The organism is Pseudomonas sp. Irchel 3E13, assembly GCF_900187455.1.
Classification (GTDB): Bacteria; Pseudomonadota; Gammaproteobacteria; order Pseudomonadales; family Pseudomonadaceae; genus Aquipseudomonas.
This window is the reverse complement of record NZ_FYDX01000026.1, coordinates 10,399-29,200: the sequence shown is the minus strand read 5'-3', so window position 1 is coordinate 29,200 and position 18,802 is coordinate 10,399. Positions and strand designations below refer to the sequence as shown.

Here is an 18,802-nt window from a genome sequence, read left to right as displayed (position 1 = left end):
ACATCCGAGGAAACACCAGTGGAAGCACTGCACCAGAAGATTCGCGAAGAAGGCATCGTGCTTTCCGACCAGGTACTGAAAGTCGATGCGTTTCTCAACCATCAGATCGACCCTGCGCTGATGCAACTGATCGGTGATGAGTTCGCCCGTCTGTTCGCCGACTCCGGCGTGACCAAGATCGTCACCATCGAAGCGTCGGGCATCGCCCCGGCGGTGATGACCGGCCTGAAGCTCGGCGTGCCGGTGCTGTTCGCGCGCAAGCACCAGTCCCTGACCCTGACTGAAAACCTGCTGACCGCCTCGGTGTATTCCTTCACCAAGCAGACCGAGAACACCGTGGCCATCTCGCCGCGTCACCTCAACAGCAGCGACCGCGTACTGGTCATCGACGACTTCCTGGCCAACGGCAAGGCGTCGCAGGCGCTGATCTCGATCATCAAGCAGGCGGGCGCGACCGTTGCCGGCCTGGGCATCGTCATCGAGAAGTCGTTCCAGGGCGGCCGCGCCGAGCTGGACAGCCAGGGTTACCGCGTTGAATCGCTGGCCCGGGTCAAATCACTGGAAGGCGGCCAGGTCACCTTCCTCTGACCGAGCCCCTCGGCCCGGATGTAAAAAGCCCGCCGCCACAGTGATGTGGCGGCGGGCTTTTTCATGGCCGGGACGTTAAACCTTGATCACCGCTCCCGAAGAGCCTCCGCCCGCGCCCGGATAATCGGCTTGAGCAGGTAACTCAGCACGCTCTTCTTGCCGGTGATGATATCCACCGAAGCCACCATGCCTGGGATGATCAGCAGCGGCTTCTCGTCCGTGCCCAGGTGGCTGCGGTCGGTGCGCAGCTTGATCAGGTAGAAGGTGTTGCCCTCTTCATCGGTGATGGTGTCGGCACCGATCTGCTCCAGCTTGGCCTTCAGGCCGCCGTAGATGGTGAAGTCATAGGCGGTGAACTTGACCATGGCTTCCTGGCCCGGGTGCAGGAAGGCGATGTCCTGCGGACGGATCCGTGCTTCCACCAGCAAGGTGTCGTCCAGCGGCACGATCTCCACCAGGTCGCTGCCCGGCTGGATCACGCCGCCGATGGTGTTGACCAGCACCTGCTTGACGATGCCCCGCACCGGCGAGGTGACCAGCGTGCGGCTGACCCGGTCTTCCAGCGCCTTGCCGGTGGCCTGGGTTTTGTTCAGGTCGGTGCGCGCCTCGTTGAGCTGGGTGAGCGCGTCACTGCGGAACTTGCCACGGGTTTCGTCGATCTTGCGCTCGACTTCCTTGATCGCCGACTCGGCCCGCGGGATCGCCAGGGACGTCGCATCGAGCTGGCCACGGTTTTCCACTTCGGCGCGCTTGAGCCGCAGCACTTCCACCGGAGACACCGCGCCCTGCGCCACCAGCGGCTCGGACATGCCGATCTCCTGGCGCAGCAGTTGCAGGCTGTTGCGGTACTGCGCCTGCTTGGAGGAGAACTCGCGCAGTTCCTGCTGACGCTGCACCAATTGCTCCTGCAGGCCGCCGACTTCGTCCTGCAATTGCTGGCGCCGGCTCTGGTACAGGGATTCTTCGCTGGACGCCTGGCTCGGCGCGGCTTTGCGCAGTTCGGCGTCGATGTTCAGCGGCCGGTCCTCGGCCTCGGCGCTCAGGCGCTCGACCCGCAGGGACAGGCCCACGCGGTCGGCCTCGGTCTCGCCGACGTTGGAGACGAAGCGGGTGTCGTCCAGCCGCAGCAACGGCGCCCCGGACTCGACCACCTGGCCTTCATGGACGTAAATCTGCGCGACGATACCGCCTTCCAGGTTCTGGATTTTTTGCAGTTTCGAGGACGGGATGGCCTTGCCGTCACCACGGGTGACTTCGTCCAGCACGGCGAAGTTGGCCCACAGCACCAGGAACAGGAAGAAGGCGATGATGCCCCAGATGGTCAGCCGGACGATGCGCGGCGCATCTTCCACCAGCGCCTTGTTGACCTCCGGCAGCGGCTCGCCGCCGAACGATTGCGAACCCTTGAAATAGCCGCGCAAGACATCCTTGAACCGCCCAACTCCTGACTTAAGCAACACTGATCTGCCCCTTCTTGAGCGCATCCATGACGGCGGCTTTCGGGCCGTCGGCGACGATCTGCCCGCGGTCGATGACGATCAACCGGTCCACCAGCGACAGCAACGAGGCGCGGTGTGTCACCAGCACCACCGTCTTGTGTTCGATAACCGCTTGCAGGCGCTGCTTGAGGCGCTCTTCACCGGTGTTGTCCATGGCCGCGGTAGGTTCGTCGAGCAGCAGGATCTGCGGATTGAGCAGCAGCGCGCGGGCCAGGGCCACGTTCTGCCGCTGACCGCCGGAAAGGTTCTGGCCGCGTTCGCCGACCTGCAATTCATAACCCTGCGGGTGAAGCCGGGCGAACTCGTGCACGCCGGCCAGCTCAGCGGCCTGCAAGACCATCTCGTCTTCGACGTAGCGCGCCCCGCTGACCAGGTTGTCACGCAGGGTGCCGGCCAGCAGTTGAATGTCCTGCGGCACATAGCCGAGGTTGTGGCGCAGTTCGCTGACGTCGATCTGGCGAATATCCACGCCGTCCACCAGCAGCGAGCCGGCGTCGGCCTCGTACAGGCCCACCACCAGCTTGGCCAGTGAGCTTTTGCCCGAGCCGCTGCGGCCGATAATGCCGACCTTCTCGCCCGGACGGATAGCCATGCTGATGTTCTTCAGCGCGGGGTTCTGCTGGTTCGGGTAGGTGAAGTCGACACCACGGAATTCCAGGGCACCCTGCAGGACCTGACGGCTCAGCGGGCGCTCTTCGAAATTGCGCTCCTGCGGCAGCTCCATCATCTGGTCGGTGGACACCATGGTCACCTTGGCCTGCTGGTAGCGGGTCAGCAGGCCGGCCAGTTGGCCCAGCGGGCCGAGGGCCCGGCCGCTGAGCATGTAGCAGGCGATCAGGCCGCCCATGCTGAGGTTGCCGGCCATGATCTGGTAGACACCGAAGCAGATCATCGCGACCCCGGCCAGTTGCTGGATCAACAAAGTGATATTCATCGCCAGGCCCGACAGCACTTTCACCCGCAGTTCAAGGCGGCTGAGGGTGCCGATGGTCTGTTCCCACATGTACTGGCGTTCGCTTTCGGCGTTGTTGACCTTGACCGCATCCAGCCCGGCAAGGGTCTCGATCAGGCTCGACTGGCGCTCGGAGGCCAGGGCCATGGTCCGCTCCAGCGTCGCCGTCAGCGGCCTCTGCAGGGCATAGCCGATGCCGAGGGCCAGCGGGAAGGCGACGATGGGCACCCACACCAGATGGCCGCCGATAATGCCGATCACCATCAGGATCAGCAGGGTGAACGGCAGGTCGATCAGGCTGGCCAGGGTCAAGGAGGCGAGGAAGTCGCGCAGCCCCTGAAACTCGTGGATGTTCTGCGCAAAGCTGCCGACCCGCGCCGGGCGGTATTTCATCGACATGCCGACGATGCGTTCGAACAGCGTGGCGGAAATGATCAGGTCGGTCTTTTTCCCGGCCAGATCGAGGCAGAGGCTGCGCAAGCCCTTGAGGATAAGGTCGAAGACATACGCACCGGCGATGCCGATCGTCAGCACCCACAGGGTCGAGGTGGCCTGGTTCGGTACCACGCGATCGTAGACGTTCATCACGAACAGCGGCGCGGCCATGGCGATGATGTTGATGATCAGGCTGGCGGCGATGGCGTCGGCGTAGAGCCAGCGCGAGCGCTTGAGGGTGTCGCGGAACCAGGAACGGGCCCGGGGGATCAGGTTGCCGTGGTTCACATCGAACTTGTGCTGCGGCTGAGCGAAGAACACCCGGCCTGCGTAGTCCGCTTCCAGTGCCTCGCGGCTGACATGCACCTCGCCGCCGTCGCTCTCACTGAGCAGCAGGCGCGCGGTGTTTTCATTCTCCCAGCCGAGCAGGACGGTGCTGCGCCCATCTTTGAGCAGCAGCATGGTCGGCATGGCGATGCTCGGGATGTGCTCCAGCTTGCGCTGCAACAGGCGCCCTTGCAGCCCGGCCCGGGCCGCCGCTCGCGAGAGCAGCTCGGGACTCAGGCGCTGCGCCGGCAGCGGCAGGCCCGTGGTGAGCATGGCGCGGCTCGCGGGCTTCTGGTGCAACACGCAGAGCGACAGCAGGCTGTCCAGCAGCGGATCGTCGTGCAGGCTTCGCGGGTCATGGGTGAGGTTTCTGCTGACAGATGAATCCACGCGGACTTCCTTGCTGGCTAGGGGGGGCCGTTAATCAGTTGAGCCCGGGCAAGTTTACTCTGGGCTTGATGTCGTTCTGTACGACGGTTGCCATCGGTGCCACGACGCCCTGGCTCCTGAGTAACTGACCAATGGTCGCTTTGATCCGGTACTGAGTAAACAGTTGAACGGTTTTGACTTCCGCCAGACGGCGCTGGGCACTGAACAATTCGTTCTCGCTGTCGAGCAGGTCGAGCAGTGTGCGCTCACCGAGGCCAAACTGGCTCTGGTAGGCAGTCCGCACGTTGCTGCTGTGCTGGACATATTGCTGAGCGATCGGCACCTGCGCATCGGCGTTCTGCTTAGCATTCCACGCCAAGCCTAACTCCTCATTGAGCTGACGCAAGGCATTGTTGCGAATATCCAGCGCCTGGCTCGCCATGTAGGACTTGGATTCCAGGTCCGCCTTGTCGCTACCGCCGTCGTACAGGTTGAAGCTCATCCGCACCATGGCCTGCCACTCGTTGTTGTGTCCGCTCACGCCGTCGACGTTGTTGTTCGCGCTGCGGCCCAGTTCGGCGTCGAAGCGCGGGTAGAACCGTGATTTGGCAGTTTCGTATTGCTTGTCGGCGGCGGCGATGTCCGATTCCGCCGAGCGCAGGGCCGGGTTGCTTTCGACCATTTGATGGCGGGCTTCATCGAGGGTCGCTGGCAGCAGGTCGATGAACGGCGGAGGCGGGCTCAGTTCATCGGGCAGTTGACCAACGACACTCAGGTAATTGGTTTGTGCATCGGCCAGGTTGGTTTGTTCCGTCAGCAGGTTGTTTTTTGCCGAGGCCAGGCGCGCTTCGGCCTGATCCATGTCAGCCTGGCGTCCTACACCGCGAGAGGTGCGCAGGCGGATCTGATCGTAAATGCGTTCGTGGCTGCGCAGGTTGTCCTCGGACAGACGCACCATGTCGCGGCGCATCAGCACATCGAGATAGACCCGGGACACGGCCAGGCCGGTGCGCTCGGAGGAATCCAGCAGCGCATAGGCGCGGGAGTTGGCGGTGGCCTGCTGGCGACCCACTTCGTTGGAGGTGGCGAAGCCGTCGAACACCATCTGCCGCAGACGGACGCTGGACTCGCCGCGATTCAGGGTTTCCCAGTGGTCGCTACCGCCAGCGGCACGGGTGGTGGTGCTGTCGGTACTTTCGCGGCCGTAGCCGGCCAGCACATCGACCTTGGGCAGGTAGCCGCCCTGGGCAACGCGAACCTGTTTGTCGGCCGCGAGTCTACCGTTCACTCCAGCCTGGATTTCCGGGTGCGATTCGAGGGCTTGTTGCATGGCTTGGGGCAGGGTCTGTGCGGAACAAAAATTGGCGCCAAAAAACAGTGCTGCGGCAGTCAGGACGGGCAAACGCATTTCGTATTTTCCCCAGGGACCTTTTTGTCCCAAATCAGCGCAAAACATGGCATCTCGCCAGAAAATGGCTATAAAAAGAAACCGCGTGTCGGAAATTTCCTAATGAGAACCACATCACAGATCAACAGGGCTTCACCGGTTGAAATATCAATGTGACATTAGTAAGCCGATTGTTTAGGATGGCGACCACCGGGTCAATAGTTTGACTCAAAAGAATTAAAAAGAACTCGGCGCCATAAGTTTGACAGTAAGTTAGAACGTCTTGCGAAACATTCCAAGCAGATAGCGGCAACAACAGCCCAATGCGTATGGAAGCCACATTAGAACGGTTAGTTCGGAGAGTGTCATGAGCAGTGTTGTCGCCATCGTCCAACGTGTTATTGGCCAGGTAATGGCTGTATCCCCTGAAGGTGTTCAACGTGTACTGGTAGAAGGCGACCGCCTGTTTGCCGGCGACCAGGTTTTGACGGGCCTCTCCGGCGCCATCACCCTGGAGTTGACCGACGGGCGCACCATCGACCTGGGTCGTGATACGCAGTGGAGCGCTGACTCTCCGGACAGCACCACCAACATCGAGGAGATCGCCGCTCAGGCCGCGCCTTCGGTCGAGGAGCTGCAGCAGGCCATCGCCGCCGGTGCTGACCCGACGCAAGACCTCGAAGCGACCGCAGCGGGTCCACAGTCCCAGGGCGGTGGGGCTGCGGGTGGTGGCCATAGTGTGGTGATGCTCGACGCCACCGCCGGTTCCGTGGCGCCGGTTATTGGTTATGAAACCGAAGGCCTGAACTTTGCCGCCACGTTGAATGAAGACTTCACGGGCGCGCCTGACACCACCACCCAGGCCCTCGACGCCACCGCCACCACCCAGGAAAGCAGCCTGACGCTGAGCGCCACGCCAAGCGTTTCCGAGGCCGGCGGCGCGATCGTCTACACCGCGACCCTGACCCAGGCGCCGACCTCCGATCTGCGCGTGACCCTGTCCAACGGCCAGGTCATCGTCATTTCCGCTGGCCAGCTGACCGGCAATGTCACCGTGGTGATTCCGTCCAGCGACAACGTCTACCTGGATGACCGCCAGATCTCCACCACCATCACCGGCACCACCGGTGGCGACGGCCTGACCCTCACCCCGAATACCACCCCGGCGGTCACCCAGATCGTCGACACCCTCGACACCACCACGCTCAATCTGACCGCGGGCGGCAGCGTCACCGAAGGCGGCGTGATCACCTACACCGCCAGCCTGACCAATCCGGCGCAAACGCCGGTGACCGTCACCCTGTCCAACGGCGCAGTGATCACCATCGCGGCCGGCGAAGTGACCAGCACCGTGCAAGTGCCGACCCCGGCCAATGACGTGTACGCCAACGGCAGCACCGTCAGCGTGACCATCACCGGCGCGTCGGGGGGCAACTTCGAGAACCTGGAGCCGAGCACGACGCCTGCCGTCACCACCATCACCGACGCCATCGACACCACTACCGTCAACCTGGGCGCCAGCGCCAGCGTTGCCGAAAACGGCGTGATCACCTACACCGCCAGCGTCACCGCGCCGGTGACCGGTTCGCCTGTGGTCATCACCCTGTCCAACGGCCAGACCATCACCATTCCGGTCGGCAGCAGCAGCGGCAGCGTGGAATTCACCGCGCCGAACGACGTCTACAACGGCGCCACGCCGATCAGCACCACCATCACCGGTGTGACCGGCGGTAACTACGAAAGCCTGGTGCCGAGCACCACCCCGGCCGTCACCACCGTCACCGACAGCGTGGACACCACCACCGTCACCCTCGGCGCCAACCCGAGCGTTGCCGAAAACGGCGTGATCACCTACACCGCCAGCGTCACCTCGCCGGTGACCGGCGCACCCGTGATCGTCACCCTGTCCACCGGTCAGACCATCACCATCCCGGTCGGCAGCACCAGCGGCAGCGTGCAGTTCACCGCACCAAACGACGTCTACAACGGCGCCGCGCCGATCAGCACCACCATCACCGGCGTGACCGGTGGCAACTTCGAAAGCCTGGTGCCAAACCCGGCGCCGGCCGTGACCACCGTTACCGACTCGACCGACACCACCACCGTCAGCCTGGGCGCCAGCCCGAGCGTGGCCGAAAACGGCGTGATCACCTACACCGCCAGCGTCACCTCGCCGGTGACCGGCGCACCGGTGGTTGTGACCCTGTCCAACGGACTGTCGATCACCATCCCGGTCGGCAGCAGCAGCGGCACCGCACAGTTCACTGCGCCAAATGACGTCTACAAGGGCGAGACGCCGATCAGCACCACCATCACCGGTGTGAGCGGCGGCGACTTCGAAAGCCTGGTACCGAATACTGCCCCGGCGGTGACCACCGTCACCGAAAGCACCGACACCACCGGCCTGAGCATCAGCGCCACCGGTACCGTCGCCGAAGGCGGCCAGATCATCTACACCGCCACCCTGACCAACCCGGCTGGCACCGCGACCACCGTCACCCTGTCCAACGGCGCGATCATCGTCATCGCCGCCGGCCAGACCACCAACAGCGTGGCGTTCGCCGCCCCGGCGGACGACGTTTACAAAAGCGCGGGGACCATCAGTGTCACCGTCGACAAAGTCGATGGCGGCAACTTCGAGAACCTGGCGGTCAGTGGTACGCCTGCCGTCACCAGCGTGACCGACACATTCGACACCAGCACCGTCGCCCTCACCGCCACCCCGAGCGTGACCGAAGGCGGCGTGGTGACCTACACCGCGTCCGTGACTGCGCCGGTTACCGGCACCCCGGTCACCGTCACCCTCGCCAATGGCCAGACCATCGTTATTCCGGTCGGCCAGAGCTCGGCCTCGGTTGACTTCACTGCACCGAACAACGTCACCGTCACCAACCCGGCGCTGACCAACAGCATCACCGGCGTGAGCGGTGGCAACTACGAAAACCTCGTTGCAGGCACCGGCACGACCACCACCACGGTCACCGATGATCCGGCTCGCCTCGACACCACTGGCCTGACCTTGTCCGCGACCGGTTCCGTCCAGGAAGGCGGCAGTATCGTTTACACCGCCACGCTGACCAATCCGGCTGGCACCGAGATGAAGATCACCTTGAGCAACGGTGAGGTCATCACCATTGCCAAGGATGCGACTGAAGGCAGCGTGACCTTCGCGGCGCCGAAAGACACGGTGTACGTCGACGCGGGTAGCGTCAGCGTGACCATCACCGGCACCACCGGCGGTGATTTCGAGCACCTGGAAGTCAGCCCAACCGCAGCAGTTACTGCTGTAACGGATTCGATTGATACGTCGACCGTTACTCTGACGGCGACTGCCAGTGCTGTTGAAGGTGGTGTGGTCACTTACACCGCTTCGGTAACGGCTCCAGTGACCGGCGCGCCACTGGTCATCACTCTGGCTAACGGTCAGTCGATCACTATTCCGGTTAATGCCTCGAGTGGTTCGGTGGACTTCATTGCGCCGAACAACGTGTTGAATACCAATACGCCGCTGACCAACAGCATTACTGCTGTGACTGGTGGCAACTATGAGCACTTGGAAACCGCCGGCACTCCGACCACCGTCGTGACCGATGACCCGGCTCGTCTGGACACCACCGGCCTGACGCTCAGCGCCACCGGCTCCGTCCAGGAAGGCGGCAACATTGTTTACACCGCTAAGCTGACCAATCCAGCTGGCACCGAGATGAAAATCACCTTGAGCAACGGTGAGACCATCACCATTGCCAAGGATGCGACCGAAGGTTCCGTCACCTTCGCTGCACCGAAAGACACTGTTTATGTGGATACCGGCAGCGTCAGCGTGACTGTCACTGGCACTACCGGCGGTGACTTCGAACACCTCGAGGTCAGCCCGACTGCGGCCGTGACTGCTGTCACCGACAGCATCGACACCAGCACTGTGACCCTCACCGCTACTACTAGCGCGGTCGAAGGTGGCGTCGTTACCTACACCGCGAGCGTCACTGCCCTGGTTACCGGCGCACCACTGGTCATCAGCTTGGCTAACGGCCAGTCGATCACCATTCCGGTCAACGCTTCGAGTGGCTCGGTGGACTTCATCGCCCCGAATAACGTGTTGAACACCAACACGCCGCTGACCAACAGCATCACGGGTGTCACCGGCGGCAACTACGAGAAGCTGGAAACCGCCGGCACCCCGACCACCGTCGTGACTGACGATCCGGCTCGCCTGGACACCACCGGCCTGACCTTGTCCGCCACTGGCTCGGTTCAGGAAGGTGGCAGCATCGTCTACACCGCCAAGCTGACCAACCCGGCCGGCACCGAAATGAAGATCACCTTGAGCAATGGTGAAACCATCACCATTGCCAAGGATGCCACTGAAGGCTCCGTGACCTTCGCGGCACCGAAAGACACTGTTTACGTCGACGCGGGTAGCGTCAGCGTAACCATTACTGGCACCACCGGTGGTGACTTCGAACATCTGGAAGTCAGCCCGACGGCAGCAGTCACTGCTGTCACCGATAGCATCGACACGTCGACTGTCACGTTGACGGCGACTGCCAGCGCGGTAGAAGGCGGCGTCGTCACTTACACCGCGAGCGTCACAGCTCCGGTAACCGGCGCCCCGCTGGTCATTACTCTGGCTAACGGCCAAAGCATCACCATTCCGGTCAATGCAAGCAGCGGTTCGGTCGATTTCATCGCTCCGAACAACGTGCTCAACACCAACACGCCGCTGACCAACAGCATTACTGGCGTAACTGGTGGCAACTACGAGCACCTGGAAACCGCAGGTACTCCGACCACCGTCGTCACCGATGACCCAGCTCGTCTGGACACCACCGGTCTGACCCTCTCGGCCACCGGTTCCGTCCAGGAAGGCGGCAGCATCGTCTACACCGCCAAGCTGACCAACCCAGCCGGCACTGAGATGAAGATCACCTTGAGCAACGGTGAAACCATCACCATCGCCAAGGATGCGACCGAAGGTTCTGTCACCTTCGCAGCACCGAAAGACACCGTTTATGTCGACGCCGGCAGCGTCAGCGTGACTATCACCGGCACCACCGGTGGTGACTTCGAACATCTGGAAGTCAGCCCGACTGCTGCCGTGACTGCTGTAACCGACAGCATCGACACCAGCACTGTGACCCTGACCGCCACCGCTAGCGCGGTTGAAGGCGGTGTGGTGACCTACACCGCGAGCGTCACTGCCCCGGTAACCGGCGCTCCACTGGTTATCACTCTGGCCAACGGTCAATCGATCACCATCCCGGTCAACGCTTCGAGCGGCTCGGTGGACTTCATCGCACCGAACAACGTGCTGAACACCAACACCCCGCTGACCAACAGCATCACTGCCGTCACCGGCGGTAACTACGAGCACCTGGAAACCGCAGGCACGCCGACTACCGTCGTGACCGATGACCCAGCCCGTCTGGACACCACTGGTCTGACCTTGTCCGCCACCGGCACCGTTCAGGAAGGCGGCAACATCGTCTACACCGCCAAGCTGACGAACCCGGCTGGCACCGAAATGAAGATCACCTTGAGCAATGGTGAAACCATCACCATTGCCAAGAACGCCACCGAAGGCTCTGTCACCTTCGCCGCACCCAAAGACACCGTTTATGTCGACGCGGGCAGTGTCAGCGTGACCATCACCGGCACCACCGGCGGTGACTTCGAACATCTGGAAGTCAGCCCGAGTGCGGCCGTGACTGCTGTCACCGACAGCATCGACACCAGCACCGTGACCCTGACCGCTACTGCTAGCGCAGTCGAGGGTGGTGTAGTGACCTACACCGCGAGCGTCACTGCCCCGGTAACCGGCGCTCCACTGGTTATCACTCTGGCCAACGGTCAATCGATCACCATCCCGGTCAACGCTTCGAGCGGCTCGGTGGACTTCATCGCACCGAACAACGTGCTCAACACCAACACCCCGTTGACCAACAGCATTACTGGCGTAACCGGTGGCAACTACGAGCACCTGGAAACTGCAGGAACTCCGACCACCGTCGTCACCGATGACCCGGCCCGTTTGGACACCACCGGCCTGACCCTCAGCGCCACCGGCTCTGTGCAGGAAGGCGGCAACATCGTCTACACCGCCAAGCTGACCAACCCGGCTGGCACCGAGATGAAGATCACCTTGAGCAACGGTGAGACCATCACCATCGCCAAGGATGCGACCGAAGGCAGCGTGACCTTCGCAGCACCAAAAGACACTGTTTACGTGGATGCCGGTAGCGTCAGCGTCACCATCACTGGCACCACTGGTGGCGACTTCGAGCACCTCGAAGTCAGCCCGACTGCTGCCGTCACTGCGGTTACCGACAGCATCGACACCAGCACCGTGACCCTCACCGCCACCGCTAGCGCGGTAGAAGGCGGAGTTGTCACCTACACCGCTTCGGTAACGGCTCCAGTCACCGGCGCACCGCTGGTCATTACTCTGGCTAACGGCCAAAGCATCACCATTCCGGTCAACGCAAGCAGCGGTTCGGTCGATTTCATCGCACCGAACAACGTGCTCAACACCAACACACCACTGACCAACAGCATCACCGGCGTCACTGGCGGCAACTACGAGCACCTCGAAACCGCAGGCACCCCGACCACCGTTGTCACCGACGATCCGGCTCGTCTGGATACCACTGGCCTGACCCTGTCCGCGACTGACTCAGTCCAGGAAGGCGGCAGCATTGTTTACACCGCCAAGCTGACCAACCCAGCCGGCACGGAAATGAAGGTGACCCTGAGCAACGGTGAAACCATCACCATCGCCAAGGACGCCACCGAAGGCAGCATCACCATCGCCGCCCCGAAAAACACCGTGTACGTGGACAGCGGCAACGTTAGCGCCACCATTACCGGCACCACTGGCGGTGATTTCGAGAAGTTGAACGTCAGCAGCACGCCAGCGGTAACCGCCGTCACCGACACGATCGATACTTCGACCGTGACCCTGACCGCCACCCCAAGCGTGACCGAAGGCGGCGTCGTCACTTACACCGCGAGCGTCACTGCACCAGTAACTGGCGCACCACTGGTCATCAGCCTCGCCAACGGCCAGTCGATCACCATCGCGGTCAACGCCAGCAGCGGCTCGGTGGACTACGTCGCACCAAACAACGTCTACAACACCAACGCAGCGCTGACCAACAGCATCACCGGTGTTACTGGCGGCAATTACGAGAAGCTGGTCACGGCCGGAACGCCGTCCACCACCGTGACGGATAACCCTGCTCACCTCGACACCACTGGCGTCTCGCTGACCGCCACCGGCACCGTCCAGGAAGGCGGCCAGATCACTTACACCGCCAAACTGACCAACCCAGCCGGCACGGAAATGAAGGTCACCCTGAGCAACGGTGAAACCATCACCATCGCCAAGGACGCCACCGAAGGCAGCATCACCATCGCCGCCCCGAAAAACACCGTGTACGTCGACAGCGGCAACGTCAGCGCCACCATCACTGGCACCAGCGGCGGCGATTTCGAGAAGTTGAACGTCAGCAGCACGCCAGCGGTAACCGCCGTCACCGACACGATCGATACTTCGACCGTGACCCTGACTGCGACGCCGAGCGTGACCGAAGGCGGCGTCGTCACCTACACCGCGACCGTCAGCGCGCCCGTCACCGGCGCGCCGCTGGTCATCAGCCTCGCCAACGGCCAGTCGATCACCATCGCGGTCAATGCGTCGAGCGGCTCGGTGGACTACGTCGCGCCAAACAACATCTACGCCACCAACCCGGCACTGACCAACAGCATCACCGGTGTCACCGGCGGCAACTACGAGAAGCTGGTGACTGCGGGCACCCCGTCGACCACCGTCAACGACAACCCGAACAACCTCGACACCACCGGTGTCAGCCTCACCGCGACCGGTACCGTCCAGGAAGGCGGCCAGATCACCTACACCGCGAAGCTGACCAACCCGGCCGGCACCGCGATGACGGTGACGCTGAGCAACGGCTCGACCATCTCCATCGCCAAGAACGCTACCGAAGGCAGCGTGACCATCGATGCGCCGAAAAACACCGTGTACGTCGACAGCGGCAACGTCAGCGCGACCATCACGGGCACCAGCGGTGGTGATTTCGAGAAGTTGAACGTCAGCAGCACGCCAGCCGTGACGGCCGTGACCGATACCATCGACACCAGCACCGTGACGCTGACCGCCACGCCGAGCGTGACCGAGGGCGGCGTGGTGACTTACACCGCCACCGTCACTGCTCCGGTCACCGGCTCGCCTCTGGTGATCAGCCTGGCCAACGGCCAGAGCATCACCATTGCGGTCAACGCCAGCAGCGGCTCGGTCGACTACGTCGCACCGAACAACATCTACGCCACCAACCCTGCGCTGACCAACAGCATCACCGGTGTCACCGGCGGCAACTACGAGAAACTGGTCACGGCCGGAACGCCAAGCACCACCGTCACCGACAACCCGAGCAACCTCGATACCACCGGTGTAAGCCTCACCGCGACCGGCAGCGTCCAGGAAGGCGGCCAGATCACTTACACCGCCAAGCTGACCAACCCGGCCGGCACCGCGATGACGGTGACGCTGAGCAACGGTTCGACCATCTCCATCGCCAAGAACGCTACCGAAGGCAGCGTGACTATCGATGGACCGAAAAACACCGTGTATGTGGACGGCGGCAACGTCAGCGCCACCATCACCGGCACCAGCGGTGGCGATTTCGAGAAGCTGAATGTCAGCTCGGCGCCTGCGGTTACTGCGGTCACCGACACCATCGACACCTCGACCGTGACCCTGACGGCAACTCCAAGCGTGGTAGAAGGCGGCGTCGTCACCTACACCGCGACCGTCAGCGCGCCCGTCACCGGCTCGAACCTGGTGCTGACCCTGGCCAACAACCAGACCATCACCATCCTGGTCGGTCAAAGCACCGGCACGGTCAACTACACCGCGCCGAACAACGTCTACACCACCAACCCGACGCTGACCAACAGCATTACCAGCACCAGCGGCGGCAACTACGAGAAGCTGGTCACCGCCGGTACGCCGAGCACCACGGTCAGCGACGGCCCGATCGACACCACCACCGTGAGCCTGAGCGCCACCACTTCGGTAGCCGAAGGCGGCCAGATCACCTACACCGCAACGCTGACCAACCCGGCCGCGTCGCCAGTGACGGTGACCCTGTCCAACGGCTCGACCATCGTCATCGGCAAGGACCAACTGTCCAACAGCATCACCGTGCCGGCGCCAGCGGATACGCCGTACATCGACGCCACCACCCTGAGCACCAAGATCACCGGCGCCAGCGGCGGCGGCTTCGAGAACCTGGCCTACAGCACCACGGCGGCGGTCACTCAGGTCACGGATACCAACACCCCGACCACCATCAGCATCACCGGTACTACCTCGGTGGCCGAGGGCGGCACCGCGACCTACACGCTCAACCTGAGCAACCCGTCGCAGGCAGCGGTGACCGTCAAGCTGAGTTACTCCGGCACCGCCACCAACGGCTCGGACTTCACCGGTGTAACCACCGTGACCATCCCGTCCGGCGCCAGCAAGGTCGACTTCACCATCCCGACCATCAAGGACAACGTCACCGAAGGCACCGAGCAGTTCACGGTCAAGGTCGATTCGGCCACCGGCGGTAACTTCGAGAGCGTGGTGGTCAGCGGCACCGCAGGCAGCGTGACGACGCAGATCTTCGAACCGGCACCGATTCTGGATCTGGACGCCAACGACTCCAGCGGCAAGACCGGCGCGGATTACCAGGTCACCTTCACCGAAGGCCAGGCCGGCTCCGGCGTGTCCATCGGCGATATCGACCTGAGCATCACCGATATCGACAGCACCAATATGACCGGTGCCACCGTCACGCTGACCAACCGCATGGCCGGCGATGCGCTGAACCTGGGCAACAGCGTCAACGGCATCAGCATCAACGCCAACAGCACCAACGACAAAGTGGTGCTGACGCTGTCCGGCAACGCCACCATCGCCAACTACATCCAGGCGCTGAAGAACATCACGTTCATCAACACCAGCGATGACCCGAGCAACACGCCGCGGATCATCACCGTGACGGTGACCGACGGGGTCAACACCTCCAACGTCGCCACCACTACGGTCAACGTGATTCCGGTGAACGACGCGCCAACCGCCGCGGGCGGCGAGCTGACGGGCACCGAAGACACCGACCTGGCCGTGACCTGGAGCAGCCTCGGCGTCACCGACCTGGACAACGTGCAGAGCGCCCTGGGCGTCACCATCACCCAGCTTCCGGCCAACGGCACCCTGCAATACAAGGACGGCACCACCTGGAAGACCCTGACCAGCGCCGATGCCGGCAAGGTCTTCAGCAAGGCGGACATCGACGCCGGCAACCTGAAGTTCGTGCCCAAAGCCAACGAATCCGGCATTACCGCCAACGGCGGCACCGGCGTGGGCAACCAGCAGGCCGACTACGCGCAGATCAAGTACAAGCCGTTCGACGGCAAGGATCTGGGCAACGAAGCCACGCTGAAAATCGACATCACCCCGGTTGCCGACAAACCGACCCTGACCATCGGCAGCAACGCCGTGGCCTCGATCGGCCTGACCAAAGAAACCTGGACCGGCCTGTCCGGCCTGGGCACCAACGGCAACGGCGCCGACGCAGCCACCCTGAAATCGGTGATCGACGCTGCCGGCAAAGGCCAGACCAGTGCCATCGCCACCAACGTCGCTTCCACCGGAGACGTTGCTCCGGGCATCGCCTCGAAGACCTCCGGCCTGATGTACATGGAAGCCGGCTCGACCTACAAATTCACCGGCGTCGGCGACGACAGCCTGGCGGTAGTGGTCGGCGGTAAAGACGTGGCCAGCACCACCTGGGGCGCCGGTGGCCAGCTCAACGGCACCTTCACGCCGACCAAGAGCGGTTACTACACCGTCGAGATCTACCACTACAACCAGGCAGGTCCGGGCAGCTACGACGTCAACCTGTCGGTCAACGGCGGGGCAACCATCGACGTGAGCCAGGTCGGCACCGCGCTGTATCCGACCGTCGCCGCACTGGCAGCGGCCGGCGTCACCGTCTCCGACCTGCACGGCTCCAGCGGCAAGGGCTACTACGACGGCTATAAACTCAACGAAGGCCGCGAGAACGGCACCGTCAAGCTGGTGGGCATCAGCTCGGCGCTGACCGACACCGACGGCTCCGAGACCCTGGCGGTCAAGCTCGCCGGTATCCCGAGCGGTTCGGTGATCAGCGACGGCGCCGGTCACAGCATCTCCGTCGGCGCAACCGCGGTGGACGTCACCGGCTGGAACCTGAGCACCCTGACCATCAAGCCGCCGGCCTACTACAGCGGCAGCTTCGATGTGACGGTCAACGCCACGTCCACCGAGACCATCAACGGCAGCACCGCCAACACCCCTGGCACCATCAAGGTCACCGTGTACGGCGACACTTACGCCGTGGCGACCAACGCCACCGCCGACAGTGACAACTGGAACGGTACCGATGGCAACGACATCATCGCCGCCGACATCAACGGCCTGCACGTGGTCGCCGGGCAGAACTACAACCTGGCGTTCATCGTCGACACCTCGGGCAGTATGAAAGACTCGGTGGACGCGGCGCAGAAAGCCCTGCAGTCGGTATTCACCACGCTGTCCAACAGCGTCCAGGGCGCCAGCTCCGGTACGGTCAACATCCTGCTGGTGGACTTCGCCACGCAGGTCAAGACCACCGTTTCGGTCAACCTGGCCGACAGCGGTTCCCTGCAGACCCTGAAAAACGCCCTGACCGCCATGACGGCCAACGGCGGCACCAACTACGAGGACGCCTTCAAGACCACGGCCAACTGGTTCCAGGCCCTGAAGGACTCCGGTGCCACCGGTACCAACCAGACGTTCTTCATTACCGACGGCCAGCCGACCTACTACCAGACCGGCGAACGCACCAACCCGACGCTGATCACCTACAGTGGCAGCAAGGCCAACCTGACGATGGACACCTACCTCACGTCGATCAATTACAAGATCGGCCAGGTGATCAACGTCAACCTGGACAGCAGCAACAAGCTGACCATCGACAGCAGCGGCAACCTGAACCTGTACAAGAACGGCAGTTGGTATTCGTCCCTCAGCGGTACCCTGCACGCCCAGGGCGACGGGACCTACGAACTGTCGAGCCTGGCCGGCCAAGGTAGCTATACCGACTCCGACACCACCTCCAACTCGAAGAGCGCCTACGCGGTACTCAAGGCGCTCTCGCCGACCATCGAGGCCATCGGCATCGGCAGCGGCGTGGACGTCAACGACCTGAAACCGTACGACTCCGACGGCGTGCCGCAGACCAACATCGACCCGAGCAACCTGGCCAACGCCATCCTCGGCCACACCGAGGCGACGCTGCCAGGCAACGACACGGTCAATGCCGGCGACGGCAACGACATCGTGTTCGGCGACCTGATCATGTTCTCGCAGGTGTCGGGCAACGGTGTGGAAGCGCTGCAAAGCTACGTCGCGCTGAAGACCGGGCTGGATGCCAGTGCGGTGGACAGCAAGGCCATGCACCAGTACGTCACCGAGCACGTCAGCGAGTTCGATATCTCGCGCAGCAGTGACGGCAACGACACGCTGTACGGCGGCGATGGCAACGACATTCTGTTCGGCCAGGGCGGTAACGATTACCTGGATGGCGGCAAGGGCAATGACATCCTGCTCGGCGGTACCGGCAACGACACCCTGCTGGGTGGCGAGGGCAACGACATCCTGTTCGGCGGCCAGGGCAACGACACCATGACCGGTGGCAGCGGTGCCGACACCTTCGTCTGGAAGGCGGGTGATATCGGCAACGACATCATCAAGGACTTCAAGGCGGCCGAAGGTGACCGTCTGGACCTGAGCGACCTGCTCCAGGGCGAGAAGGCCAGCACCATCGACAACTACCTGAAGATCACCACGGTTAACGGCGAGTCGACGCTGCAGGTCAGCTCCGAAGGCAAGCTCAATGCCGCCGGCGGTATTGCCAACGCGGACGTGACGATCAAGCTCGAAGGGGTGAACTGGTCCTCAACCTCGATCAACTCGCTGGTAACCGGTGCCGACCCAACGATCAAGATCGACCACAACAACACGTAATCGCTGGGCGTGTGCCGACCCTCACGGGTCGGCACGACACTGCGGTTTTTTGCCTGGCGGCCATAGGCGGCGCATACTCGTGCGCCGTTTATGGCCTAAGCTGCTGAGTGCTTTAAGAAGAAGATGATGGAACC

5 protein-coding genes are annotated in these 18,802 nt (G+C 62.9%); 2 read left to right on the top strand and 3 right to left on the bottom strand.

Annotated elements, in window-relative coordinates:
* The first annotated feature begins 18 nt into the window (after window positions 1-18).
* Window positions 19-588, top strand: coding sequence for a xanthine phosphoribosyltransferase (xpt, locus tag CKW37_RS30725; RefSeq protein WP_095159861.1), 570 nt, complete (start codon window positions 19-21; stop codon window positions 586-588).
* 86 nt (window positions 589-674) lie between these two features.
* On the opposite strand, the gene CKW37_RS30720 is transcribed toward xpt, so the two are convergent.
* From CKW37_RS30720 to CKW37_RS30710, 3 genes are read right to left on the bottom strand one after another with little or no spacing between them, the layout of a single operon-like run.
* Window positions 675-2,048, bottom strand: a complete 1,374-nt coding sequence (locus tag CKW37_RS30720) for an HlyD family type I secretion periplasmic adaptor subunit (protein WP_095159860.1) — start codon at window positions 2,046-2,048, stop codon at window positions 675-677.
* Window positions 2,038-4,191 (bottom strand): type I secretion system permease/ATPase, encoded by a 2,154-nt coding sequence (locus CKW37_RS30715; RefSeq protein ID WP_095159859.1) that lies wholly within the window; start codon window positions 4,189-4,191, stop codon window positions 2,038-2,040. The genes CKW37_RS30720 and CKW37_RS30715 overlap by 11 nt, the downstream gene beginning before the upstream one ends.
* Window positions 4,192-4,225: 34 nt before the next feature.
* Window positions 4,226-5,578, bottom strand: a complete 1,353-nt coding sequence (locus CKW37_RS30710; protein WP_095159858.1) for a TolC family outer membrane protein — start codon at window positions 5,576-5,578, stop codon at window positions 4,226-4,228.
* 346 nt (window positions 5,579-5,924) lie between these two features.
* On the opposite strand from CKW37_RS30710, the gene CKW37_RS30705 reads away from it, so the two are divergent.
* Window positions 5,925-18,668, top strand: coding sequence for a retention module-containing protein (locus tag CKW37_RS30705; RefSeq protein ID WP_095159857.1), 12,744 nt, complete (start codon window positions 5,925-5,927; stop codon window positions 18,666-18,668).
* The last annotated feature ends 134 nt before the right edge of the window (window positions 18,669-18,802 follow it).